Origin of the sequence: Halomonas sp. AOP30-A1-24 (assembly GCF_052378165.1) — a bacterium.
GTDB lineage: Bacteria > Pseudomonadota > Gammaproteobacteria > Pseudomonadales > Halomonadaceae > Vreelandella > Vreelandella citrativorans.
The window spans coordinates 23,100-49,036 of the sequence record NZ_JBQSXL010000007.1 but is presented as its reverse complement, the minus strand read 5'-3'; the positions used below and the strand labels follow the sequence as shown (position 1 = coordinate 49,036).

Sequence of the window (25,937 nt, the reverse complement as noted above, 5' to 3'; positions counted from 1 at the left end):
TATGACCTTGCAGCGTGTTTATCTGGTGGCTGGCGAGCTTTCGGGGGATATCCTTGGGGCTGGTCTGATGCGTGCGCTTAAGTCGCGTCATCCAGAGGTTGAGTTTCGTGGGATTGGCGGGCCTCGCATGATCGCTGAGGGGATGCAAAGCCGCTTTCCGTTGGAAACGCTTTCTGTGATGGGGCTGGTTGAGGTCATCAAACACCTGCCTGAGCTGGTAGGTGTGCGCCGCACGCTGCGTCGCGAAGCGCTCGCCTGGCAGCCGGATATCATGGTTGGTATCGACGCGCCTGATTTTACGCTCGGCCTGGAAAAGCAACTGCGTAATGCCGGAATCAAAACGGCCCACTACGTCAGTCCTTCTGTTTGGGCGTGGCGACAGGGGCGTGTGAAAGGCATTGCCAAATCCGTTGATGGAATGCTCACTCTGCTGCCCTTTGAGGCCGATTTTTACCGGCACCACAGTGTTCCTGTCGTGTTCGTGGGTCATCCGCTTGCCGATGAGCTGCCGCTTGAAAATGACCGCATCGCAACGCGACAGGCACTAGGTCTTGATGAAGATGCGCCGGTGCTTGCTTTGTTGCCAGGCTCGCGCAGCAGCGAAATACGTTTCCTGGGTCATACGTTTTTAGCCGCCGCTGAACTGCTGTGCCAGCGCCATGCCACGCTAAAGGTTTTGATTCCGGCTGCCTCAGCACTGCGTCATGACGAAATTCAGGCGCTCTTGTCTCACTATCCAACGCTTGCCGAGCGTGTGCAGCTGTTAAATGGCCAAGCGCGAGAGGCAATGGTCGCCAGTGATGTGGTGCTCCTGGCATCCGGGACCGCCGCGCTTGAAGCCATGCTGTGTCACCGGGCGATGCTGGTTGCGTACAAGATGGCGCCGGCCACGCATTGGCTCGCCAAGCGTATGGTGAAAACCCAGTGGATATCGCTACCCAATCTGATCGCGCAGCAAAGCGTGGTGCCTGAGCTTATTCAGGACGCGGCGACACCGGAAGCTATCGCAGACCAGCTTTATGAGTTGCTTAGCGATCACGAAGCACGATTGGCGTTAGAGGCACGCTTTGCAACGATGCACGCCGACTTGCAGCGCAACGCCAGTCGACGCGCCGCTGAGGCAATCACCGCTATCGCCTTAGGCCAATCACTGGAGCAGCACAATGCCCGCTAAATCAGGCGATTTTCCGCCGCTTGAGATTGCTTATGTGGGCGAGCGCTTGGCGGGGGTCGACGAGGTTGGGCGTGGGCCGTTAATCGGTAGCGTCGTGGCCGCAGCGGTGATCCTGGACCCAGCACGCCCCATTGACGGTCTGACTGACTCTAAAAAGCTCACCGCCCGTAAGCGTGAAGCGTTAGACGTGCTGATACGCGAACAGGCGTTAGCCTTTGTGGTCGCTGAGGCAAGCGCTGCCGAAGTTGATCAGTTCAATATTTACCACGCCACGCACTTGGCAATGCGTCGTGCGATTGATGGTTTAGCCCCTGCGGCCGAGTACTTGCTGGTGGACGGTAACCGTTTGCCGGGACATAGTTTGCCGGGGCAAGCCGTGGTCAAAGGCGATGCGCGCCATCCCGCCATTGCTGCGGCGTCGATTCTTGCCAAGGTCGCGCGCGATGCCCAGATGGTTACGCTGGATATGCGCTATCCTGAGTACGGCTTTGCACGTCACAAAGGCTACCCAACGAAAGAGCATCTTGAGGCGCTATCCGCTCACGGGCCGCTTGAAGAGCACCGCCGAAGCTTCGCCCCCGTTCAGCGCCAATTAGCCCTCATTTAAGTGCTGTCGCTACGTTAAATTAACGTTATTTCATTTCTTTTTACCGAGATTCTACCGAGAGTGTCATGACGGTACCGTTTGTTCATCTACGTTTGCACAGTGAATACTCCCTGGTCGACGGCTTGGTAAAACTTAAGTCGTTGGTCAGCACTACCTTTGATCGCGGTATGCCGGCATTGGCGCTAACCGACGAAACAAATCTGTTCGGCTTGGTGAAGTTTTACAAGGCCGCTCAAGGGGCCGCACTCAAGCCCATTATTGGCAGCGACTTATGGCTCTTTAATCCCCACGATGAGTCACATCCTTACCGTATAACGCTGCTGGCGATGAACGATGTCGGCTATCGCAACCTGACCGAGCTGATCTCCAAGGGCTGGACCCACGGCCAGCGTCAGGGGCGGGCCATTTTGGATAAGCGCTGGGTGCTTGAACAAAGTGAAGGCCTGATTGCGCTTTCCGGTGCGCGGGAGGGCGAAATTGGCCGCCATCTGCTTTCCGACCATGAACGTGAAGCGCGCCAACTGCTTGAAGAGTGGCAGGTTGCCTTTCCGGATCGTTTCTATTTGGAGCTGATTCGTACCGGGCGTCCGCTTGAAGAGGCGTGCGTGCATGCCAGCGTCAAGCTTGCCATCGATACCGGCACGCCAGTGGTGGCCACCAATGACGTACGCTTTCTTGAGCGGGAGGATTTCTGGGCGCATGAAACGCGTGTCGCCATTGGTGAAGGCAAGGCGCTGGACGACCCGCGCCGTGAACGCCGCTACACTGAAGAGCAGTATTTAAAAAGCCCGGACGAGATGGCAGCACTGTTCTCGGATATCCCCGAGGCGCTGGAAAACAGCGTGATGATTGCCGAGCGCTGCAGCGTGGATGTACGTCTGGGTGAGATATTTTTGCCTGAGTTCGAAATCCCCGAGGGAATGACCCTGGATGAGTTTTTCCGCAAGGTCTCCCACGACGGCCTGACGGATCGTCTGAACTTCCTGTTTCCTGTCGAGCGCTACCCGCGCGACAGTGACGAATACAAGGAAATTGACCAGCGTTACCGCGACCGGCTGGAGTTTGAACTCAACGTTATTATTCAGATGGGCTTCCCCGGCTACTTTCTGATCGTCATGGACTTCATTCAGTGGGCCAAGGATAACAACGTACCGGTAGGGCCCGGGCGAGGTTCCGGTGCGGGCTCTCTGGTTGCCTACGCGCAAAAGATCACCGACCTTGATCCCATCGGCTACGACCTGCTGTTTGAGCGCTTTTTGAACCCTGAGCGTGTTTCCATGCCCGACTTTGACGTCGATTTCTGCATGGAAAAACGCGACAAGGTGATCGAGTACGTGGCCGAGCGCTACGGGCGCGACGCGGTATCGCAGATTGTTACCTTCGGCACCATGGCGGCCAAAGCCGTGGTACGCGACGTGGCACGTGCTCAGGGCCGGCCGTACTCGCTGGGTGACAAGCTCTCCAAGTTGATCCCGTTTGAAGTGGGCATGACGCTTGGCAAGGCGATCGAGCAGGAGGCTGCGCTTAAAGAGTTCATTGCTAACGACGAAGAAGCTGAAGAGATCTGGGAAATGGCCCTCAAGCTTGAGGGTACGACCCGGGGCACCGGCAAGCACGCGGGCGGCGTGGTCATCGCTCCCACCAAACTGACCGATTTCTCGCCCTTACTGTGCGATGAAAGCGGCAATGGGCTGGTGGTTCAGTTCGATAAAAACGATATCGAAGACGCCGGGCTGGTCAAGTTCGACTTTTTGGGACTGCGTACGCTGACCATTATCGACTGGGCGCTTGAGATGGTCGATAAGGTTCGCGGCGTGAACGGCCAGGAACCGCTGAACATCGATGCGATTCCGTTGGATGATGGCAAAACGTTTGAAATGCTCAAGCGTGCTGAAACTACCGCCGTTTTCCAGCTCGAATCTCGCGGCATGAAGGAGCTGATCAAGCGCCTGCTACCAGATTCGCTGGACGACATGATCGCTCTGGTGGCGTTGTTCCGCCCCGGCCCGCTGCAGTCAGGCATGGTCGATGACTTTATCAACCGTAAGCATGGCCGTGCCGAAGTATCTTATCCACACCCGGATTACCAGCACGAGCTGTTAAAGCCGGTGCTGTCGCCTACCTACGGTATTATCCTTTACCAAGAGCAGGTCATGCAGATCGCTCAGGTAATGGCGGGCTATTCGCTGGGCCAGGCCGATATGCTGCGCCGGGCGATGGGTAAGAAAAAGCCCGAAGAGATGGCCAAGCAGCGCTCAGGCTTTATGGAAGGCTGCGCGGCCAATGGTATCGATAAGGATCTTGCCGGTAATATCTTCGACTTGGTGGAAAAGTTCGCCGGTTACGGGTTTAACAAGTCGCACTCTGCCGCCTACGCGCTGGTGTCTTACCAGACTGCGTGGCTGAAAGCCCATTATCCAGGGCCATTTATGGCCGCGGTTATGTCCACCGAGATGGACAACCTGGATAAGGTAGTGCCGCTAATCGAGGAGTGCCGTAACCTCAAGCTGACCGTTACTCCGCCGGACGTTAACGTAGGCGGCTACAAATTTACCGTGGATACCGAAGGGCGCGTGGTTTACGGCTTGGGGGCGATTCGCGGGGTGGGCGAGGGGCCCATCGGGGCAATTGTCGAGGCGCGCCAGACGGGTGGGCCGTTCACCGACCTGTTCGATTTCTGCCGTCGGCTTGACCCTAAGCGTATGAACAAGCGCACCCTTGAAGCGCTGATTCGCTCAGGGGCGCTGGATAACCTTGGTCCTAACCGGGCCGTGCTGGCGGCCTCTATGGAAGATGCCCTGAAGGCCGCCGCCCAGAACCACACCAACCAGAGCTTGGGCATGCTGGATATGTTCGGCGAGGCTTTTGCTGATGCCGAAGACGAAGCGCTCGACGTCTACACTGAGTACCTCGGGGCGCGGGAATGGACCGACCGCGAGCGCCTTTCAGGTGAAAAAGATACCCTCGGGCTTTATCTTACCGGGCATCCGATTGATGAATATGAGCGTGAATTAAAACGCTTTGTATCAACACGTATTAGCGATTTAAAACCCTCCCGCGAACCTCAGCGGGTGGCCGGGCTGGTGGTTGCGATGCGTACCATGAAGTCCAAACGTGGCGATACCATGGCGTTTATCACCCTGGATGATCGCACCGGGCGTATTGAAGCATCGTTGTTTGGTGAGCTATTCGACCAGTTACGTGGTCAGATAGAGGCTGATCAGGTATTGATTGTTGAAGGCGAAGTTTCCAGTGACGATTTCTCTGGCGGGCTGAGACTGCGTGGAAAAGATGTAACGCCTATGGTCACTGCCCGTATTCGCTATGGCGATGCCGTTGAGCTTGCACTGGACGCCGAGCGTATCAATGGCCGCTTGGTCGAGAGTCTGCGCGATAGCTTAGCGCCCTACCGGGATAATGGCGGTTTGCCGGTGCGGTTGCAGTATCGCCATGCCCAAGCCGTCGGCTGGCTGGAGCTTGCCGGTGAATGGAAAGTCGCGCCCAGTGATGACTTGCTGCTTGCGTTGCGCGATGTGGAAGGGCAAGCGGGGGTTCAGCTACGTTACCGCTAAACCTGACCGTATGACGGTTGGGGAGTGTCGTTGAGCAGACCCTGCCTTGCGTGGCAGGGTCAGGATGCGATAATACGTCTATTAGATACTCGTTTCGACAAGGCCTTTTTATAGGCAGCTTACAGGCAGAGCCGATGAATCCCAATTATCTCGATTTTGAACAGCCCATTGCCGAGCTTCAGGCAAAAATTGAGGAGCTACGTTTGGTTAGCTCCGACAGCGTTAATCTCTCCGATGAGATATCCCGGCTGGAGGAGAAAAGTCGTAAGCTGACCGAATCGATCTTCAAGGACTTGACGCCCTGGCAGGTCTCTCAGCTATCGCGTCATCCTCAGCGCCCTTATACGCTCGACTATCTTGAGCATATGTTTAGCGACTTTGACGAGCTACATGGTGACCGTAACTTCGCTGATGACGCTGCTCTGGTAGGCGGCGTTGCGCGCTTGAATGATAAGCCGGTCATGGTGATCGGCCACCAGAAAGGGCGCGATGTTAAAGAGAAGGTGCGCCGTAACTTCGGTATGCCTCGCCCGGAAGGTTATCGTAAAGCGTGTCGTCTGATGGAAATGGCCGAACGCTTCAAAATGCCGATTTTAACCTTTATCGATACCCCCGGTGCTTACCCAGGCATTGACGCGGAAGAGCGTGGCCAGAGTGAAGCGATTGCCTACAACCTGGCGGTCATGTCGCGCCTGAAAACACCGATTATATCAACGGTTGTTGGCGAAGGCGGCTCCGGTGGGGCATTGGCGATCGGCGTATGCGATGAGCTGTACATGCTTCAGTACTCCACCTATTCGGTTATTTCACCAGAAGGCTGTGCGTCTATTCTCTGGAAAAGTGCCGAAAGAGCCTCTGATGCGGCCCAGACAATGGGGATCACCGCAGAGCGCTTAAAAGAGCTTGGCTTTGTAGATGGGCTGATTAAAGAGCCGCTAGGCGGTGCGCATCGTCATCCGATGACGACGGCGGAGCGTGTGAAAGAGACCGTCACCGAGGGCCTTGAGCGCCTTCAGGCACTGGATACCGATGCCCTGCTGGAGCGCCGTTATAAGCGCTTAATGAGCTATGGCGCCCCAACTGCCTAATCAGCTTGAACGCCTGTTAAACGACGCCCTGGTGGAAACCCCATCGGGGCGCTCTATTTGGGTCGCGCTCTCCGGAGGGCTTGATTCCGCATTGTTGCTGACGCTGGCAGCTTCTGTTTGCCGCCAGGCCAATCGCCCACTGCGCGCCATCCATATTCATCATGGCTTGCAAGCCGCCGCCGATGACTTTGAGCAGCACTGCCAAGTGCTTTGCAAGCAGCTTGGCGTGCCGCTTAGTGTGGTGCGCGTAACGGTCGACGCTGCTGGCGGTATTGAAGCGGCAGCGCGTCAGGCGCGCTATGCTGCGTTTCATGAGCATGTTCCCACGGGAGACACCGTTTGGCTGGCCCAGCATCAGGATGATCAAGCGGAAACCTTTCTGCTGGCGGCACTGCGGGGAAGCGGTATTCGTGGGTTAGCGGGAATGCCACACTGCCGTCATGCACACGGCCTTACCTTCGTTCGGCCCTGGCTCTCGATTGCCCGGCGCTGCCTGGAGGGGCGAGCCTGCCAAATCGGCCTTGAATGGCGCGAAGACCCCACTAATAGCGATGTCACGCTTGATCGCAACCGCCTGCGTCATGACGTGTTGCCTCTTCTCAAAGCGCGCTGGCCCGACATGGCTGGCGCGTTTTCCCATAGCGCTAAGCATGCCGGGGAAGCGGATGCGCTGCTCAGTGAGTATGCCCAAGCGGAGTTGGAGGCGCTTCGCACAGATGCTAACAGCGCCGACTTGGAGTGTATTGATGCCCTCGCGTTGGCCACGCGCTCACGGCCTCGTCAGCGATTGCTGATACGCTCCTGGTGCCAGCAGCGATTATTGCCGACCCCGCCTCAGCGTCGTCTGGAGACGCTACTTGATCAATTAACGGCCGCACCGGACGCGAGTGTGCACGTCACGTGGCCAGGAGCGGAGGCCCGGGTGTGGCAACAGCGGCTTTATCTAATGGCGCCGCTTGAGCCGCTACCGGCCTGGCAGTGTGCCTGGGATGGCAGGGCAGGGCAGGCAACACCGTTAGGTGCGCTGGAACTCTCGTTGAAGTCCGATACGCCGCTAACGTTGCGCTGGCGCCAGGGAGGAGAAGTGATTGCGCTTGCCGAGCGAGGGCGCCGAGACGTTAAAAGGCTGCTTCAGGAGGCCCAAATTCCCCCATGGGAGCGCGAGCGGCTGGTGATGGTCATGGCGGAAGACACTTGCCTTGGCGTGGTTCAGCCGCCAGCCAGAGTGCTCTGGAAAGCGGCTAACGTAAGGTTTGTCTCGTAGGCGGTGTGCCCGTCTGTCTCTTAGTCTTCCTGTATGACGTTCAGCGTGAAGCCTGCGGCGTCCATATACGCCTGCTCCTGCTCAATATCGGTGCTGAGTAGCGTTGGTTCATCGCTGGCGGGCAGTGCCAGCGTTAAGCTGTCGGTATCAACACTAATATTCGGCAAGGGTGGGGCGTTTTCGGGGCGTGAGTGGTTAATCAGTACCGCCAGGCGCAGCAATAGGGCAAGCCGTATGCTGTGCGCGTGCTGCGCCTTGGGGAGCGCCTGCCACTCCTTGAGCGGGAATTTACGCCGATGGGCACGCACTAGAAAGGCCAGCTGATGCTGCTCCGGGCGTGAAAAGCCCGCCAGGTCAGAGTTTTCCAGCAGGTAAGCGCCATGGCGATGAAACTGGCTATGGGAAATAGCCAAGCCAATTTCGTGTACATGGCTGGCCCACTGAAGGTAGTAACGATGCTCATGGGTGAGCGACCAGGTGCCTTGCACCTGCTTAAACAGACGCAGTGCGGTCTCGGCCACGTTATCGGCCTGTCGGGTATCCACGTCGTAAATGCGCTGGAGTACGTCAAGGCTTTTGGAGCGCGTGTCTTCTGCGCTATTGCGTCCAGCCATATCATAGAGCACACCCTCGCGCAGGGCGCCGTCGGCAAAACGCATTTGGTGCAGGTCAAATGCCTCGAAGATAGCGCTTAAAATGGCCACCCCAGCAGGGAAAACTCGTGCGCGGTCAGGCTTTAACCCGTCGAGTTCGACTTTGTCCAGCTGTTTGCACTTGAGCAGGCGCTCACGCAGTTTTTTGAGCCCGCTGCGCGTAATCACACCTTCAGAGGGTGTGTCACCATAGGCGAGAAGAACGCTAGCCACTGCTTTAATAGTGCCACTGGAGCCTACTGGGTCTTCCCAGCCAAGGCGCAGGTAGGGGCGCTGGATATGGGCAAGTTCTGATAACGCGGCCAGTTCGGCGCGGCGCATGCGCTTTTCACTCATCTCGCCGTCAGGAAAGTAGCGGCTGGTAAAGGTCACACAGCCCATGCGCAGGCTTTCCAGCGCCTTGGGTTCAAACTCTTCACCAATGATAAATTCTGTTGAGCCGCCACCAATATCGACAATCAAGCGGCGCCCGTTTTCGGCCAAGGCATGAGCCGCCCCTAGATAGATAAGCCGGGCCTCTTCACGGCCCGCAATAATTTCGATGGGGTGACCAAGTTGTGTTTCAGCCCGTTCAATAAACGCCTGGCTATTATGGGCGTCACGCAGGGCGTTAGTGCCCACGATACGCAGGTTTGCGCTCTCAATATCACTTAAAAACGGCGCGAAGCGGCCCAGGCAATCCAGGGCGCGCTGAATGGCTGCTTCGTTAAGCTTGCCCTCTTCATCCAGGCCAGCCGCCAGTTGGACTTTTTCACCCAATCGTGCAACGACTTGAAGACGCTCATTTTGATAGTTGGCTACCAGAAGGTGAAAACTGTTGGAGCCGAGGTCAATGGCGGCTAGCCGCTGTGGTGCTGCGTTTTCCAGGTCGCTAACAGGAGCGCTAACGGGGGGTGAAATGTCCTTGGGCATGAGCTATCCTTCGTATTGGCTTTGCCAAGGTTGCGGTGCGCTTGGGCTATTGTCAATTGGCAAAGACTTGCGTTTATCGCGGGCCTTGACTACCATCGAACGACAGGTCTGACTCGACCTTGCCTGCTACAAGGCTGATTGCTAGAAATTACCCAAAAAATTACTAGTAATAGCTCTGCTGACAAGAGATCGTTGATAGCGTGTCGATTCAGTTGTCTTGGTTGCCAAGCCTTTCTGGTGCTAGGCTTTCCTAGTTAAGCTTTCCTAGTTAAGCTTTCCTGGTACTAGGCTTTCTTGGTATTATCGGGACTTATTGAACGTCGTATTTATTTAATGCTGTACTTACCTTGGCTAAGCACGCGATGATTGTGCTACGTATATTGACTAACTAACGCTTATCCAGCATGTTAACAAGATACTGCTTATCCAGATAGCATCAGCCATATTTCCAAGTCGTCAGATGACCCGCTGATTGGTTCTTTCCTTATGCCAATCAGAACAAACAACTGCATGTACCCTCGAACTGAGCAATAACTCATTGCCTCATTGCACCAATGCCATGAGTTTTCACATGCCCAGCGGCTTACCATCGAGTACGTGCTTTATCGGGACCTGAACGCATCACACGGCGCCTAGCCATATCAGTACGTGCTACGCCTCCTGTCTTATTCTGGCGCCTTGCGCCTAGCTTCCAGAGCAACTTTCTAACACGCCGATGAATCTCACTGAACTCAAGCAAAAAACCGTTCCCGAGCTGCTCGATATCGCCCGCGAAATGGGTATCGATAACCTGGCCCGTTCGCGCAAGCAGGACATCATTTTCGCCATCCTCAAACGACACGCTAAAAGCGGTGAGGACATTTATGGCGACGGTGTACTGGAAATTCTTCAGGATGGCTTTGGCTTCCTGCGCAGCGCCGACAGCTCCTATCTTGCCGGACCGGACGATATCTACGTATCGCCCTCGCAGATTCGCCGTTTTAACCTGCGTAAAGGCGACTCCATTTCCGGCAAAATTCGCCCGCCCAAAGAAGGCGAGCGCTACTTTGCTCTGCTCAAGGTTAGCCAGATCAACTTTGACCGTCCGGAAAATGCCAAGCACAAGATTCTCTTCGAGAACTTAACGCCGCTATTCCCGAATGACCGTTTGCGGATGGAAATCGGTAACGGTTCTACCGAAGATCTAACGGCCCGTATCATCGACCTGACTGCGCCGATTGGTAAAGGTCAGCGTGGCCTGCTGGTGTCTCCGCCTAAAGCGGGTAAGACACTGATGCTGCAGAACATCGCCACCTCGATTACGCGCAACAACCCTGAGTGCCATCTGATCGTACTGCTGATCGATGAGCGCCCGGAGGAAGTGACCGAAATGTCGCGTACCGTACGCGGTGAAGTGGTGGCTTCCACCTTTGATGAACCGCCAGCGCGCCACGTTCAGGTCGCTGAAATGGTCATCGAAAAAGCCAAGCGTTTGGTTGAGCACAAAAAAGACGTGGTTATCCTGCTGGACTCGATTACCCGCTTAGCGCGTGCCTACAACACCGTCGTGCCGAGCTCCGGTAAAGTGCTTACCGGTGGTGTCGATGCGCATGCGCTTGAGAAGCCTAAGCGTTTCTTCGGTGCGGCGCGTAATATCGAAGAGGGCGGTAGCTTGACCATTATCGCTACGGCCCTGGTGGATACCGGTTCGAAGATGGATGAAGTCATCTTCGAAGAGTTCAAGGGTACCGGTAATATGGAAGCGCACCTTGATCGCAAGCTGGCGGAAAGGCGCGTCTTCCCGGCAATCAACATTCGTCGCAGCGGCACGCGGCGTGAAGATCTGCTGGCGTCTGAGGAAGAGATGCAGCGCATGTGGATTTTGCGCAAGCTGCTCAACCCGATGGAAGACACGGCTGCCACGGAATTCCTGATTGATCGTCTGAAGGATACCAAGACGAATCTTGAGTTCTTTGAAGCGATGAAACGCCGCTAGGATTGATGAAAATCACTATAGCGGCGCAAGCCTAGCGGGGAGTGTGTCTTGAAGTATAACGACTTGCGCGACTTCATCGCGGCGCTGGAAGCGCGCGGTGAACTCAAGCGTATCCAAGCCGAAGTTGATCCTTACCTGGAAATCACCGAGATTTGCGACCGCACGCTGCGTGCCGGTGGCCCGGCACTCTTGTTTGAGAATGTGAAGGGCCATGATATGCCGCTGCTGGGCAATCTTTTCGGTACGCCAAAGCGCGTGGCGCTAGGAATGGGGCAGGAGTCGGTCGAAGCGCTGCGCGAAGTGGGTAAGCTGTTGGCCTTTTTAAAAGAGCCTGATCCACCCAAGGGGTTGAAGGACGCCTGGGATAAGCTGCCTATCTTCAAACAAGTGCTTAGCATGGGGCCTAAAACCGTTAAGCGGGCGCCAGTGCAGGAAGTCGTTTTTGAAGGTGACGAGGTTGATCTTGATCGCCTGCCTATCCAGCACTGCTGGCCGGGCGATGCGGCGCCTTTAGTCACTTGGCCGTTGGTCATTACCCGTGGCCCGCATAAAAAGCGTCAGAATCTGGGGATTTACCGGCAGCAGAAGATTGGCAAGAACCGCCTGATCATGCGCTGGCTCTCCCACCGCGGCGGGGCACTGGATTTCCAGGAGTTTCAGCAAGCGCACCCTGGCGAGCCTTTCCCGGTTGCCGTAGCGTTGGGTGCTGATCCGGCTACGATCCTGGCGGCCGTGACCCCCGTCCCTGACTCACTCTCCGAATATGCGTTTGCCGGGCTTCTGCGCGGCTCGCGTACCGAGCTTGTTAAGTGCGGCCATTATGACCTTGAGGTGCCTGCCTCCAGTGAGATTATTCTGGAAGGGGTTATCTATCCTGATGATATGGCGCCTGAAGGCCCGTACGGTGATCACACCGGCTATTACAACGAGGTGGATCACTTCCCGGTCTTTACGGTAACGCGCATGACCATGCGCCGTGATGCCATTTATCACTCCACCTATACCGGGCGGCCGCCGGATGAGCCTGCCGTTCTCGGGTTGGCGCTTAACGAAGTGTTTGTGCCGATACTCTGCAAGCAGTTTCCTGAAATTGTCGACTTTTACCTGCCGCCTGAAGGCTGCTCGTATCGCATGGCGGTTGTTACCATGAAAAAGCAGTACCCAGGTCACGCCAAGCGCGTGATGATGGGGGTATGGAGCTTTTTACGTCAGTTCATGTACACCAAGTTCGTGATTGTGCTGGATGACGACGTTGATGCGCGCAACTGGGAAGACGTGATCTGGGCGATTACCACTCGTATGGACCCGGCGCGAGATACCGTGATGGTTGAGAATACGCCTATCGATTATCTGGATTTCGCCTCGCCTGTCTCTGGCTTGGGTTCCAAAATGGGGCTCGATGCGACCAACAAATGGCCAGGCGAAACGGACCGTGAGTGGGGCACACCCATCGTGATGGACGATACGGTCAAAAAGCGCGTTGACGAGCGGTGGGAAGAGCTGGGAATCGGTATTCCTCTGCCAGCACCGCGGCATGGCGGTTAAGAAGGTAGTCAAGTTTAGCGGCGCACGTTGATCGATTTTTCATATAGAGGTTTTCATGAGCGCAAGGACGTTAACCTGCCAGGTAACGGCCGTTGAGGATTTAAATCCTGACGTATTTGGCGTGACGCTAAAAGGGCGCGCAGAATCAATGCAGCATGCGCCTGGGCAATATCTAGAACTTAAATTGGATGACAACACCTGGGTGCCCTTTTCAATTGCCAGTGCCGAGCAGGGCGATGGCGTCATTGAACTGCATATTCAGCACTGGCCTGAGCGTGATAATTCAGTACGACTTCGAAACTTGCTCCAGGTGGCCAATCAGCTAACGCTGCGCTTGCCCGGCGGTGAATGTGTGGTTGACGCGCAAAGCGAGCGTCCGCTGCTACTGATTGCTGCCGGCACAGGGTTTTCACAAATGAAAGCGATTGTTGAGGCCACCCTGCGTGACCAGCCCGAGCGGCCAATCTCACTCTGGTGGGCTGCCCGTGAGCATCGCGACCTTTACGCTGAAAGCCTGGCGACTGAGTGGGCGCAGCGCTATCCCAATGTAACGTTTAAAGCGGTCACCGAATTTCCGCTAACCGAGCCTTTGGCAAGCGGCGAGCGTATTCATCACCATCAGGGCCGGGTTGATCTTGTACTGGAGAAAGCGGCGCTGACGTTCAGCGATTATGACGTGTATCTCTCCGGCTCGCCCGGCATGGTATACGCCTGCCTGGATGTGTTGGAAGCCAGAGGCGTGGTGAGTGAGCGGGTTTTTTCCGACGTATTTGCTTATGCGCCGCGTGGGTGATTGACCCACGGTGTTAGTCTGTCACTTTTGGCTATGGCGCTGTTTGTTAATCAACAGTTGCCATTTGCCAAGCTTAAGGGCAGGATAAAGATATACATTTTTTAAAACGACTTTTCGCGGCCCCTTGGCTTGCCAATCATCAGGAAAAATATGCACACACAAGCGCCTTTTCACACTACTAACCGCCTGCCTTTTGTGGCGGTTAGTGTGTGCATGAGCGTTGTGGCCTATTTTGGATATTGGTTTAGCCACGGTGTGCCCGCGGCCGACGGTTAACGTCGCGCTACCAGGCACACCTTCCAGGTTGCCTGCCGAATCTTCAAGCCCCGGTTGGTAACCCCGCCGGGGCTTTTTGCGTTTAACGGCTTTTGCCATAGGAATTTCATTAAGGAGCTTCACCATGATGTATCGCGCTTATAACGTCACTATCGCTACCGGCTATGTGGGCTATGGCTGGCGATTTAGCGACGCGCGGTCGGTGCAAGCTGCCACCTCCGACCGTGCCCGTTTGGGTGGTAACGCCAATCAACGATGTCATGTGATACCGGAGAGTTAATGATGAATGCCCAGGCAAGCCTAGCCCCGATCAAGAATGCTAACGCCAAACCCCTTGGCGACAGTACGCCCAGCCCTGTTAATCACTTACCAACACCCGCCGAGTTACGCCAAAGCGTTGCCGTTGATGCTCGGTTAGGCCAGCAAATTTCTCAACAGCGAGAAGCGGTTCAGAAAATATTAAGTGGTCAGGATAAAAGATTATTGGTGGTGGTAGGCCCCTGTTCTATCCATGACCCGGACGCAGCGCTTGAGTACGCTGACCGTTTGGCGGCGCTAAGTGAACAGGTGGATGAGCAGATTTTACCGGTAATGCGGGTTTACGTTGAAAAGCCGCGCACGACGGTTGGCTGGAAAGGGCTGGCCTATGACCCTGATTTAGATGGTCGTGGTGATATGCCCAAGGGCATTACCCTCTCTCGTGAATTGATGCATGCCGTTGCCGCCCGAGGCCTGCCGGTGGCCACCGAGCTGCTTCAGCCCATGCTCGCGCCCTACCTGGATGACCTCTTAAGTTGGGTAGCGATTGGTGCGCGCACGACAGAGTCGCAACTGCACCGTGAGCTGGCCAGTGACTTGGCCGCGGCGGTCGGATTCAAAAATGCCACCAGCGGTGATGTACAGGTCGCGATTGACGCCATACAAGCTGCCGCTCATGGGCATCAGCGCTTTGCTCAGGACAGCCATGGACGTCCCATCATGCAGCAAACAGCCGGTAACCCTCATACGCATGTCGTGCTTCGCGGTGGGCATGGCGAACCTAACTATCAGGCAGCGCATGTTCATGCAGCGATCAAGGCGCTGCATGAGGCGAGTCAGAACCCACGTTTAATGGTCGACTGTAGCCACGCCAATGCACGTAAAGATCATCGTCGCCAGAATGAAGTAATGCTGGATGTACTGGCTCAGCGGCAGGCGGGCAACGCCAATCTGGTCGCCTTGATGCTTGAAAGCCACCTGTTTGAGGGCAAGCAGCCGTTGAATCCTAGTGCACTGCGTTACGGTGTCTCGGTAACCGATGCCTGTGTTGGCTGGGAGGCAACCGAGCGGTTGTTAAAAATGGCCGCAGAACGATTAAGCTAACATTAAGCGACTCAGGCTTGTTTGCGTTGGTCAGCCCCGTATTATAGGGCACTCATTTGGATTGCGAGGTTGGCCATGGTGTTTACCCTTGAGCCGCATGATGTACAACGCTACCGCCGTAAGGCGCGTATGATTAGCTTTGCGATGGCGGGCCAGCTGGCCATTTTTGGAATGCTGTTTTCCATGCTGCTGACCTCTGCCCTGGGCAGCAGCTTATGGCTCTACGCGTTGGGTATCTTCTTGGGGCTTCTAGCCACCAGCGCACTCTTTGCGGTGCTGCGCGAACGGCCCTGGATGACTGAGATGCGCTACGTATGGCAGTTAAAGCAACACCTGTCGCAAATCAGGGGCTATTTACCTACGCTTAGGCGTGCACTTGAAGATGATAATCAAGCCGCGCTTAATATCGTGACCTTTTACCATCAAGGGATAACGCAGCTAGCCGAGCTAAATGGTCGAGAGCCCTCTCAAGACCCCACGTGGCTGGACGAGAAGCATCACTTGGCGGAAAAACGGGCAGCATTGGGATTGCCGCCCAGGTTTGATACCTTTGATCCGCAGGATCTACACGCCTTTAAGCGAAGCTAGTGCATTACACAATAAATCACGCGCGCAGGGAGCCTTGATAGATGACGTTTTTTACCCCCCTTCGACTAGCCGCTGTGGGTGCTTGTTTGATGGCACTCACCGGCTGTGCCTCTACGTCTTCACCAGCAGACGAGTCTGGCACAATGACCGTTAACAGCAGTGCCCCATTGCTGCCCTCGGTACTTTTTGCTGGAAACGCCGAGCAGTACCAAGGCTGGCACTGTCAGCCCGCTGACCAGAATTTAGTGACAGCGACGAATACTAATGACCTACGGCTTTGGTCGCTGCACGGTGCCTGGCAGCTGCCTCAAGCGGTCGTCGCCAACGGGGCTCGCTACCAGGATGGCGGTATCAGTTTTTGGAATCGAGGTAACCAGGCCATGGTAGAAACACCGCGTGGCCAGCTGCAGTGCACCCTTGGCGAAGAGAGAAACGTTCTTACTCGTTCAGAGCGTCCAGGCGTTATGTTTTTTGGGCATGGCAATGAGCCTGGTTGGGTGGTAGCGCTCGCACACGATTCCCCCACGTTAACCCTGGAGCTTAACTACGGCGAAGAGCGTATTGAGTTGCCCTATATGGTGAGCGTGATGGACAACGAAGCGGGCCGGGTGGTGCTTGAAAACGCCCGCGTTGAGCCTTTCTTTCGGGTGCGTATTGAAGCGGGCGCTTGCTTTGACAATATGAGCGGTTTTCCCTTCCCTGCGCGGGTAACGCTCAGCTACGGAGGTGAGCAGTTCAGTGGTTGTGGGCAGGGAATCGCCCCCTAAGCTTTTATTTCAGCGCCTATCAGCCATCACTGCTAGCGGTGCGGTGGCCACCGCTTAGCAGTGGTATTGACGCGGGGCAGCGCGCCACTCAGGCGAGATAAAGTCGCTTGCACAAAGCGCCATGGCATCTCCAGCGGCCCTTGCTGCGAGACGCGACAGCATATTTAGCTGCAGCCCACGTGCAGTCTCGATCTGCTCGCTGACATCCACAGGTATCCATGTGTCATCCTGCAGCGCTGCGAGGGTGAAGCTGAACGGGTGAAAGCCGGGATAGCCCAGCCGAAGATCGGTAGCAATTAATGTTTCATGTCCCTCAATATTGATGGTGTCATAGCGCAAAAAAGGGCCAGTAAACCACATTAGCCGCTGGCCAAGCGGGCCCGCCAACGCACTCTCTTCAAGCGCTATATTGCGGTATAACGGCTCCAAACGTGGCTGACGCTTGCCATCAAATACGCTAATCAGACCTTCATAATAGCGATCTTCATTGACCACGGTAGCCCGCCATAGCACCGTGTTAAAAGGGGTTGGTTGAACCAGTAAAGGCGCCTCCTCTAGCCCCATCTCGGCAAGAACCGTTGCCAGCCGGTGCTCAATGTTCAGCTTCGCTCCGGCTGCTAGTAATAAGTAAACGCTTGAGACAGCCAGCGCGGCCGTAGCGTACTTTTGTACCTGTTTTGACGCGATGCCTACGATTAAACCAATTAGAAGAGGCAGGGTGTAGAGCGGGTCAATGATAAATACAATCGGCCAAGCGACCGGTGATGTTTCTAGCGGCCAGAAGAGCTGCGTGCCATAGGTGGTCAGAGCATCAAGCAGTGGATGCGTGATTAGCGTGAGTGTAAAAAACCACCACCAGTGGATGAAGGAAATATCGCGTGCAGGGGCAAAACGGCGGCTAAGCAGGGCTAGTAACGTCGCGAGTCCGGTCAGTACAAATAACGAGTGGCTAAATCCACGGTGCTCGGTCACATTAGCGATAGCATCGCCATAGTCCAGCGCTACGTCCAGGTCGGGCAGTGTGCCCATTAGTGCCCCTATGAGAATGGCTTTACGGCCCAAGCGCCGACCCAGCACCGCACCGCCAATCGCAGCGCCCAACGCCGCCTGTGTGATTGAGTCCACTAACGTCTCCTTTGAGATAGCCCTCAAATAGCACTATACAGATTTTTCTTTGAATTCGACCTTGTATACTAAATCTGTCTAATGGTTGGTTAAAGCAGGCCGTCATTTAAACCGATAGTGGTGTAGGTCGGGCTGAATAATGAGCTTTGATGAGCATTTGGGCATAAGCCATCTGATATGCACAAGATTTGCTGGTTAAGACCTATTCTGTTTCCATCCACATAATGGATATCCGCGTTAACATTCATTCACCGGTCTTAATGAAAAGGAAATAACATGCAGTTTTTACACACGATGGTACGTATCAGCGATCTGGATGCATCGCTTTACTTTTACTGTGACCTGCTGGGTCTTAAAGAAGTACGCCGTAAAGAGAACGAAAAAGGCCGCTTTACGCTGATCTTTCTTGCCGCCCCCGAAGATGAAGAGCGCTCTGCGCAGCTCTCCGCTCCCGAGCTTGAATTGACGTATAACTGGGACCCTGAAACCTATACTGGCGGCCGTAATTTTGGTCACCTGGCCTATCGGGTAGACGATATTTACGCGCTTTGTCAGAAGCTCCAGGACGCCGGTGTTACTATTAACCGCCCCCCACGGGATGGGCACATGGCATTTGTAAAATCGCCTGACGGTATCTCAATCGAGCTACTGCAAAAGGGTGACACGCTAGCACCTCAAGAGCCATGGGCTTCCATGGAAAACAGCGGTAACTGGTAAAACCTATAAGGTGACGATTATGTCCATGAAGACGTTAACGCTGCGTCATTGCTTGCTGCCCTTGTGTGTATCGGCGGCTTTGCTTTTGAGCGCATGCAGCAGTTCGCCCGCGCCTCAAGAGGGGCATGAAGCACCGAGCAGTGCGGAGCTTTCAGGAGCGATAGTAGATCAGCGCTGGGATCTTTTGTTGATCGGAACAGATGAGAAATTAGCGTTTAACGAAACGCCGTTTTTTGAAATCTCTCGCGATGGAACGATTGCCGGTTATGACGGCTGTAACCGCTTTACGGGGCAGATAAGCTTGGGCGAAGGGCACCGCTTCGATGTAAAAGAGCTGGCGAGCACGCGTATGGCGTGCCCCGATATGGAAAACGCCGCGCAGGTAACGAACATGCTGGAAGGCGCCTATCGTTATCTCATTGACCATGACCGGTTGGTCTTGTTCGGCCCGGATAGCCGAGTGCTTGGCGGCTGGCGTGAAGGTAAATAAGCATCCCTCCATGGTTGGGCTACTGGTATTTCGTGATCCGGAATATCAGTAGTCCACTCTTCAACCGTTGAGGGGGCTTGTCCAGTAGGCCCGAGCGAACGTTTTAAAAGCTTACTTGAACGATGGCGTTTCCGTCGCGCTGTGCGTTATTTGTTGTTCTGCTCCGCCGATGTGACCGCGCGGGGCGCTGAATGGATAGCAGGTTTCAGTGACGCTAATTGCTGAGCGGTTGTGATAAACTGCCTGTTAGTATGAGATATTTCTAATGCAGCGATGGTCAGTGCCAAATCGTCTGCCAGTACTCGCGCCATACGAGCCTCGTAGGTAAGCCAGCAGCTCAGTGCTCGATGGATGGCACTATCGACATGCTTATTGGTAAAGGGTTGGTCTCTAAACAAGAGCAACCATCCGTGATGCGTGCCAGCTAGGCTCAACTTGACCGCGAGACTTCCCTGATGGCTGCCCTCGAATTCGATGACATCCGTTTGCTCAGCGTCATTACTTAACCATGACAGCTGCTGCAACAGCTGATGGTCAGAAGGGCAGTGACCAAAGCGATGGAGCGCGCCCTGAGAGGCTAGACAAATACCGCATGCATGGAAAATATCACGCCATCTTTGGTGATGCCGATCGAGAATTTCCTCAATGTTTGTGAAGAGATGGATATCCTTGCTGAGTAGTCTTCGCGATGTTTTTAGCTTTGCCTGCTGCCTGTCGATACATTTAGCACTTAATAAACCCAATTGATGCATTGCTATATCTACCAGCGAGCTGATCCAGTGTGTAGAGCCTATGTACGAGGATGGCGGGTGAGCAACGTAGCCCCAGGTTTCATGCTCTCCGTTTAATGCATAATACGTCAGCTGTGAATGGGATAGGGCTTCAAAGGACCGGATCGAGCTTATTTCATCTTCGTACTCAATATTACTGCCAAAGGAAAAATAGTAGATCAAACGCAACTGCCCGGTAGGGAGATAGTGATATAAAGCGACAGGTGTGTTTTTGGTCACTAACATATGGTGAAGCGTTTTCGTTAACTGCCTAGAAAGTTCGATGTGATTAGACGCAGACAAGAGTAAAAAGCATTTATCGTGAAATTCTGCAAAATGCTGGTCCCGCAGATAAATTATCTCACCCATCTTGAAGCCTCCTGTAACGTCAAGTCTTGCCGCTTACAGCTCCGCGAAGCAGCCGGAATGATCCAAAACTCAAAATTGAATTAATGATTCAATCAAAAGGTGAACTGCTATTCAACCATTATTGAATAATCAATTCACATTGTGGGCATGAATGAAAAGCTAATGTTTGCGGAGCGTTTAAAAATAGCGATGGTTTCGGCGGGATATGATGTTCGGCCGTCGACTCTAGAACGCGAGTTCAATTTGCGCTATTGGGGAAGACCCATCACTTTCCAGGCAGTTAGGCGCTGGTTGCGTGGTGATTCGATTCCCAATCAGGACAAACTGCAACTTTTAGCGAAGTGGCTGTGTATTGATCCGCACTATCTGCGCTATGGAGAAGGAAGTGCCCATCGCGTCAGTGAGCCGCATGCTGCTTGGGAGGTATCTTTCAGTAACGAGGAGCGTCACGTGCTGTCGCTGTATCGTAATCTACCGGCTGCTCAGCGTAAGGTAGTACGTGACGTGTTGGAGACATTCGTAAAAGCTTATTCAACCGACCCGGACGGAAAAGAGTAACAAGTCGTTTTATCCCGGTTCAAAGAGCGCATACGGTGAACACGCCGAGCATAAAAAACGCCCGGCTCCAGAAAGGAGCCGGGCGTTTTTTGAAAGGCCGGTGGGGGAGAGCTTACAATGCCTTGATCTTGGCCCGTTGCTCTTCCAGCAATTTCTTGGCCGCTTGGAACTCGGCTAGCTTGCCGCGCTCTTTTTCGACGACGGCATCGGGGGCTTTAGACATAAACCCGGGGTTGCCCAGCTTTTTCTCAATGCCAACCATCAGCTTGTCCTGCTTTTCGATCTCTTTATTCAATCGGGCAAGCTCGGTGTCTTTGTCGATCAAATCGGCCATCGGCACCAGAACTTCCATATCGCCCACTAATTGTGTGGCTGAAAGCGGGGCATCGTTTGGGTTTTCAAGCCAGGTCGCGCTTTCCAACTTGGCCAGCTTGGCCAGGAAATGGCGGTTACTTTCCAGGCGCTTGGCATCTTCCGGTTTGCCCTTGGTTAACAGAACGTCCAGCGGCTTGCCGGGGGAAATATTCATCTCGGCGCGAATGTTACGCACGGCGATAATGACGCCTTTGAGCCATTCGATATCGCGGGTGGCCTGCTCGTCGATCTTGTTCTCATCGGCTTCCGGCCATGCCTGAAGCATCAATGAGGTGCCTTCGCCCATAAACGTGCCCGCGAGGGGCGACACGCGCTGCCATATCTCTTCTGTAATATAAGGCATCATCGGATGCGCCAGGCGCAGAATGGCTTCCAGCACGCGCACCAAGGTACGACGTGTGCCGCGCTTGGCTTCAGCGGAGGCATTTTCATCCCACAGCACCGGTTTGGAGAGCTCGAGATACCAGTCGCAATACTCATTCCAGACAAACTCGTAGAGCGCTTGCGAGGCGTGGTCAAAGCGGTATTCGTCCATCGCCTTGGTCACCTGGGCTTCTGTCTTCTGCAGCTCGGAAATGATCCAGCGGTCGGCCAGCGACAGCTCAACCTCGCTGCCGTCGGTGCCGCAATCTTCGCCTTCGGCATTCATCAGCACGTAGCGCGAGGCGTTCCACAGCTTGTTGCAGAAGTTGCGGTAACCTTCCAAGCGATTCATATCAAATTTAATATCGCGCCCAGTGGTGGCCTGGGAGAGGAACGTAAAGCGCAGCGCATCGGTGCCGTGGGCTTCGATACCGTCTTTAAATTCGTCCTTGGTCGCTTTGGCAATCGCCTTGGCTTTTTGCGGCTGCATCATGTTGCCGGTGCGCTTTTCAAGCAGTGCATCCAGCGTAATGCCGTCGATAAGATCAATCGGGTCGAGTACGTTGCCCTTGGATTTGGACATCTTCTGTCCCTGCCCATCACGTACCAGACCGTGGACATACACGGTTTTGAAGGGCACTTGGTCGGTGAACTTTAAAGTCATCATAATCATCCGGGCTACCCAGAAGAAGATGATGTCAAAGCCTGTCACCAACACGCTGGTGGGGTGGAAGGTTTCAAGCTCCGGGGTTTTTTCTGGCCAGCCAAGCGTGCCAAAGGTCCATAAACCTGAGCTGAACCAGGTATCCAGAACGTCTTCGTCCTGGGTGAGCACCAGGCCCGCATCCAGGCCATGTTTTTCACGTGCTTCGGCTTCGCTGCGGGCAACGTACACATTGCCTTCTGCGTCATACCAGGCCGGAATACGGTGGCCCCACCACAGCTGACGGGAAATACACCAATCCTGAAGGTCGCGCATCCATGCAAAATACATGTTTTCGTAGTTTTTAGGGACAAACTGAATGTCGCCGTTCTCTACGGCTTTAATCGCTGGTTTGGCCAGCGACTCAACGGCCACGAACCACTGGTCGGTAAGCAGCGGCTCAATCACATCACCCGAGCGGTCGCCATAGGGCAGAGTGTTGTTGACGGCTTCCACTTGCTCCAGCAGGCCAAGTGCGTCCATGTCGGAGACAATCTGTTTACGCGCTTCAAAACGATCAAGGCCTGCGTACTTGGCGGGCAGGCTAGCGTCTTCTTCAGGCTGGGGCTGGCCCTTAAGGTTGAAGATCTCCGCCTGTTCAAGAATCGCGGCATCTTTGGAAAAAACGTTGATCAGCAGGTGGTTTTGGCGCTTGCCGACTTCATAGTCATTGAAGTCGTGGGCCGGGGTGATTTTTACACAGCCCGAACCTTTCTCCATATCGGCGTGTTCGTCGGCCACTACAGGGATGCGGCGGCCCACCAGCGGTAGTTCAATAAACTTGCCCACCAGCGAGGCGTATCGCGCATCTTCTGGGTTGACTGCAACGCCGGTATCGCCCAGCAGGGTTTCGGGGCGGGTGGTGGCCACCACGACATAATCCTTGCCATCGGCGGTTTTAACGCCGTCGGCCAGCGGATAACGGAAGTGCCAGAAGCTGCCTTGCTGCTCCTTATTCTCCACTTCCAGGTCGGAAATCGCCGTGTGTAGCGTCGGGTCCCAGTTGACCAGCCGCTTGCCACGATAAACCAGCTTCTCTTCGTGCAGGCGCACGAAGACTTCCTGCACGGCTTTATAGAAACCGTCATCCATGGTGAAGCGCTCGCGGCTCCAGTCGACGCTGGCGCCCATGCGGCGTAGCTGGCGGGTAATGTGCCCGCCAGACTCTTCCTTCCACTCCCAAACTTTATCAATAAACGCATCGCGGCCCAGGTCGTGGCGCGTTTTGCCCTCTTCTGCCGCGATCTTGCGTTCAACCAGCATTTGCGTGGCGATACCGGCGTGGTCGGTACCTACCTGCCACAGCGTATTGTTACCCTGCATTCGCTTCCAGCGCGTCAGGGTGTCCATGATGGTGTCCTGGAACGCGTGGCCCATGTGCAGGCTGCCGGTGACGTTGGGCGGCGGAATCATGATGGAGAAAGGCGCGCCCTTACCCGAAGGGGCAAAGCGGTTATCGGCTTCCCAGCGCTGATACCAGCGGGTTTCAATCTGTTCGGGTTGGTAGGTCTTTTCCATGGGGAGTCGGCTCACAACGTGCAAAAAAATGGTGACAAGTATAGCGCGATAAGAGGCAGAGCGTCAGGCCTTTGCCGAGGGGAGATGTAACCCACGCATCGCGATTAAACCTAACACAGGGCCTGGCAACAACCACCAGATAACCGCCACGCTCTGGCTTGCCCAAAGGGCGGTTACCAAGGCAATGGAGGGGATGGTCAAACCAAAGCCGATAGCGTTCATCATGGCCAGGGCCGCGCCCAGCCGTTCGGCTGGCGCGTGGGCTGATGCCAGCGCTGAAAACTGCGCTGAATCGGCAATCACGCTAACGCCCCAAACGCCCAGCAGCGCCAGCAGTAACCAGGGTGAAAGGCTGCCCAATAGCGGGTAAACCAGGCAAAGTACGCCCGATGTTAATAGCGCCACAAAAGCAACGTGGGCGCTACCCGCTTTCCGGCTCCACCGGCCTGCCCACACGCAACCAGGCAGGCCAAGGGCAATAACGGCAAAGCTTAGCCACGGCTGCAGGCTTGCTGACGCATTGAGCCGCTCAAGCTCGCGGCTAACCAAAAAGGGCACCAGCGCCCAGAATGCATAAAGCTCCCAACAGTGGCCGAAGTAGCCCAGTGCGGCCTTGCGAAACGGGCGCTGCTTGAACGCACCAAGCCCGGCCCAGGGGCGCCCGCTTCCGGCTTTGGCGGGTAGGTGGGGGCCAACACCTAGCCGGAAAACCATCCATGCCGCGACCAGCGCCAACAGCGATGCCAATAGCAGTGGCCATTGCCAGGGCAGGTGCAACGTTAATCCGCGCAGTAAATGGGGCGAGGCGATGCCTAGCGTTAACATGCCGACAAGCCAACCCAAGGCCGCGCCCGCATGCGAAGGTGTCCAACTCACCACCAGCTTCATGCCCAACGGGTAGATGCCTGCCAAGCATAGGCCGGTGGCAAAGCGTGCCACTGCCGCCAGCGTTATGCTGTCGGCAACGCCAATAAATGCCGCGTTGATAAGCGCACCGAGCACCGCTGACAGCGCAAACAGATGGCTTGCCCGCATGCGGTCGGCAAGGCCGGTAATGGCGATTAGTAGCGTACCGGTGATAAACCCGGCCTGCACCGCGATGGTCAGTAAACCGAGATCACCTTCACTAAGACCCACCGCCTCCTGCAATGCTAGGCCAACACCATTAACGCTAAACCACAGCGAGGTGCCAAACAGCTGAGCGAGGACGATAACTGCCAATGGATAGCGGGTTAGCCTGGAGGAGGTCTGCATTAGTACTCTCGTGTGTTGAGTTATTGTTGTTAAAACTGAGTATCCAAAAAGAACTACTCCTGTTCGCTCGATAAGCGAGCTCGAGCGCTTTCAATGGATTGATGCAGTTTGGCCTGCAAGGCCTCGCGGGATGGTAGGACGGTCAGGTATTCCGCCACGTGAATACCGCTGTTATCTAGCTCCAGCAGTTCAATCTGTTCCTGTTGCTTACCGGCACAGAGAATGATTCCTAGCGGCGGATTTTCATCAGTTTCTTGCTCATGTTTAGCCAGCCAGCGCAGATAAAGCTCCATCTGGCCTTTAAATTCAGCCTTGAAGCGCCCCAGTTTAAGGTCGATCGCTACCAACCGCTTAAGCTTGCGGTTGTAAAACAGCAAATCAATGTAGAAATCCTCGTCATCAATCTGAATGCGCTTTTGGCGCGCCACAAACGTAAATCCTGCGCCCAGCTCCAGAAGAAACTGCTCAATCTCGCGAAGAATAGCGTCTTCCAGATCTCGCTCCAGGTAACGATCATTTAAGCCGAGAAAATCCAGCACATAAGGATCTTTCAACAGTAGCTGTGGCGAGGGCTGGCCAGCGTTGCGCAGGTTTTGTAACTCATGATGAATGGTTTCATCCGGCTTGCGGGAAATAGCGGTTCGCTCAAATAACATTGACTGGATACGCTGCTGTAACTGACGGGACGACCAGCCTTCAAGCTGAGATAGCTCAATATAAAAATCGCGCTTGAGCGAATCGTCGAGATAAATCAGGCTTTTTATATGGGTCCAGCTTAATTGTCTCCGCAGTGCGGAGACTTTCTTCTCTTCAGGAAACGTCTCGGCGAAGCGGATCATATGGCGTAGATTCTTTGCCGAAAATCCACGGCCGTACTCACTCGTTAATTGTCTCCCCAGTGAAGAGACAATTTGCTCACCATAACCGGCCCGCTCTTGCCTCAGAATTTCCCGATGAATGCGGTTGCCTAATTGCCAATAGAGAAGCGTTAATTCAGCATTGACGGATATTGCTGCCCGCTCTCTTGCTATGTCGATTAATTGGCGAAGCTCAGGCAGGAGTATTGAATCCTGAGTTGAGGGCTGGCTCATACCGTTTGATCCTTTCGATCAACAAGAC

21 protein-coding genes are annotated in these 25,937 nt (G+C 54.9%); 15 read left to right on the top strand and 6 right to left on the bottom strand.

Going from position 1 to position 25,937, the window contains the following annotated elements; translation table 11 throughout:
* The first annotated feature begins 1 nt into the window (after position 1).
* From lpxB to tilS, 5 genes are all read left to right on the top strand, one after another.
* Positions 2-1,174: a lipid-A-disaccharide synthase gene (lpxB, locus tag ACT3TJ_RS05570; RefSeq protein WP_441677873.1), complete on the top strand. Its 1,173-nt coding sequence runs from the start codon at positions 2-4 to the stop codon at positions 1,172-1,174.
* A complete protein-coding gene (rnhB, locus tag ACT3TJ_RS05565) occupies positions 1,164-1,781 on the top strand; it encodes a ribonuclease HII (protein ID WP_172118488.1) in 618 nt (205 codons plus the stop codon). The genes lpxB and rnhB overlap by 11 nt, the downstream gene beginning before the upstream one ends.
* A 65-nt stretch (positions 1,782-1,846) precedes the next feature.
* Positions 1,847-5,353, top strand: a complete 3,507-nt coding sequence (dnaE, locus tag ACT3TJ_RS05560) for a DNA polymerase III subunit alpha (RefSeq protein WP_172118487.1) — start codon at positions 1,847-1,849, stop codon at positions 5,351-5,353.
* 134 nt (positions 5,354-5,487) lie between these two features.
* Positions 5,488-6,441, top strand: coding sequence for an acetyl-CoA carboxylase carboxyl transferase subunit alpha (gene accA / locus ACT3TJ_RS05555; protein WP_444621803.1), 954 nt, complete (start codon positions 5,488-5,490; stop codon positions 6,439-6,441).
* The gene (gene tilS / locus ACT3TJ_RS05550) at positions 6,422-7,705 is read left to right on the top strand and encodes a tRNA lysidine(34) synthetase TilS (protein WP_444621804.1); all 1,284 of its coding nucleotides are present in this window, start codon (positions 6,422-6,424) and stop codon (positions 7,703-7,705) included. Before accA ends, tilS begins: the two co-directional genes overlap by 20 nt.
* A gap of 20 nt (positions 7,706-7,725) precedes the next feature.
* Here the strand turns inward: tilS and ppx are convergent, their stop codons facing one another.
* On the bottom strand, positions 7,726-9,270 hold the full coding sequence (gene ppx / locus ACT3TJ_RS05545) for an exopolyphosphatase (protein ID WP_444621805.1): 1,545 nt from the start codon (positions 9,268-9,270) through the stop codon (positions 7,726-7,728).
* Between the two features lie 715 nt (positions 9,271-9,985).
* Here ppx and rho point away from each other — a divergent pair.
* The 7 genes from rho to ACT3TJ_RS05510 all read left to right on the top strand — a co-directional run bounded on the left by rho (position 9,986) and on the right by ACT3TJ_RS05510 (position 16,576).
* A complete protein-coding gene (gene rho, locus ACT3TJ_RS05540; RefSeq protein WP_172118483.1) occupies positions 9,986-11,245 on the top strand; it encodes a transcription termination factor Rho in 1,260 nt (419 codons plus the stop codon).
* Between the two features lie 48 nt (positions 11,246-11,293).
* Positions 11,294-12,790, top strand: a complete 1,497-nt coding sequence (ubiD, locus tag ACT3TJ_RS05535; protein ID WP_444621806.1) for a 4-hydroxy-3-polyprenylbenzoate decarboxylase — start codon at positions 11,294-11,296, stop codon at positions 12,788-12,790.
* 55 nt (positions 12,791-12,845) lie between these two features.
* Positions 12,846-13,583 carry an NAD(P)H-flavin reductase gene (locus ACT3TJ_RS05530; protein ID WP_087109965.1) on the top strand — a complete coding sequence of 246 codons (738 nt, stop codon included), beginning with the start codon at positions 12,846-12,848 and terminating at the stop codon, positions 13,581-13,583.
* Between the two features lie 400 nt (positions 13,584-13,983).
* Positions 13,984-14,139: a hypothetical protein gene (locus tag ACT3TJ_RS05525; RefSeq protein WP_172118479.1), complete on the top strand. Its 156-nt coding sequence runs from the start codon at positions 13,984-13,986 to the stop codon at positions 14,137-14,139.
* 2 nt (positions 14,140-14,141) lie between these two features.
* Positions 14,142-15,221: a 3-deoxy-7-phosphoheptulonate synthase gene (locus tag ACT3TJ_RS05520; protein ID WP_441677957.1), complete on the top strand. Its 1,080-nt coding sequence runs from the start codon at positions 14,142-14,144 to the stop codon at positions 15,219-15,221.
* 75 nt (positions 15,222-15,296) lie between these two features.
* Positions 15,297-15,809, top strand: coding sequence for a DUF3087 family protein (locus tag ACT3TJ_RS05515; RefSeq protein WP_441677885.1), 513 nt, complete (start codon positions 15,297-15,299; stop codon positions 15,807-15,809).
* Positions 15,810-15,850: 41 nt separating this feature from the next.
* Positions 15,851-16,576, top strand: coding sequence for an MliC family protein (locus ACT3TJ_RS05510; protein WP_441677887.1), 726 nt, complete (start codon positions 15,851-15,853; stop codon positions 16,574-16,576).
* 54 nt (positions 16,577-16,630) lie between these two features.
* Here ACT3TJ_RS05510 and ACT3TJ_RS05505 read toward each other — a convergent pair whose 3' ends face one another.
* Positions 16,631-17,701 (bottom strand): metal-dependent hydrolase, encoded by a 1,071-nt coding sequence (locus ACT3TJ_RS05505; RefSeq protein WP_444621807.1) that lies wholly within the window; start codon positions 17,699-17,701, stop codon positions 16,631-16,633.
* Positions 17,702-17,977: 276 nt separating this feature from the next.
* Between ACT3TJ_RS05505 and gloA the strand changes: the two genes are divergently transcribed.
* Positions 17,978-18,418, top strand: a complete 441-nt coding sequence (gloA, locus tag ACT3TJ_RS05500) for a lactoylglutathione lyase (protein WP_441677891.1) — start codon at positions 17,978-17,980, stop codon at positions 18,416-18,418.
* Between the two features lie 19 nt (positions 18,419-18,437).
* Entirely contained in the window at positions 18,438-18,908 is a 471-nt protein-coding gene (locus ACT3TJ_RS05495; protein ID WP_441677893.1) for an META domain-containing protein, read from the top strand.
* Positions 18,909-19,054: 146 nt separating this feature from the next.
* Here ACT3TJ_RS05495 and ACT3TJ_RS05490 read toward each other — a convergent pair whose 3' ends face one another.
* Complete coding sequence (locus ACT3TJ_RS05490) at positions 19,055-20,047, bottom strand: hypothetical protein (protein WP_444621808.1); 993 nt, start codon at positions 20,045-20,047, stop codon at positions 19,055-19,057.
* 162 nt (positions 20,048-20,209) lie between these two features.
* Here ACT3TJ_RS05490 and ACT3TJ_RS05485 point away from each other — a divergent pair, with 162 nt between their 5' ends.
* Complete coding sequence (locus tag ACT3TJ_RS05485; protein WP_441677897.1) at positions 20,210-20,605, top strand: transcriptional regulator; 396 nt, start codon at positions 20,210-20,212, stop codon at positions 20,603-20,605.
* A 112-nt stretch (positions 20,606-20,717) separates the two neighbouring features.
* On the opposite strand, the gene ACT3TJ_RS05480 is transcribed toward ACT3TJ_RS05485, so the two are convergent.
* The 3 genes from ACT3TJ_RS05480 to ACT3TJ_RS05470 all read right to left on the bottom strand — a co-directional run bounded on the left by ACT3TJ_RS05480 (position 20,718) and on the right by ACT3TJ_RS05470 (position 25,909).
* Positions 20,718-23,564 (bottom strand): valine--tRNA ligase, encoded by a 2,847-nt coding sequence (locus ACT3TJ_RS05480; RefSeq protein ID WP_444665494.1) that lies wholly within the window; start codon positions 23,562-23,564, stop codon positions 20,718-20,720.
* A 63-nt stretch (positions 23,565-23,627) separates the two neighbouring features.
* Positions 23,628-24,818 carry an MFS transporter gene (locus ACT3TJ_RS05475; protein WP_172118564.1) on the bottom strand — a complete coding sequence of 397 codons (1,191 nt, stop codon included), beginning with the start codon at positions 24,816-24,818 and terminating at the stop codon, positions 23,628-23,630.
* Between the two features lie 53 nt (positions 24,819-24,871).
* Positions 24,872-25,909 carry a PDDEXK nuclease domain-containing protein gene (locus ACT3TJ_RS05470; protein ID WP_444630209.1) on the bottom strand — a complete coding sequence of 346 codons (1,038 nt, stop codon included), beginning with the start codon at positions 25,907-25,909 and terminating at the stop codon, positions 24,872-24,874.
* Between the last annotated feature and the right edge of the window lie 28 nt (positions 25,910-25,937).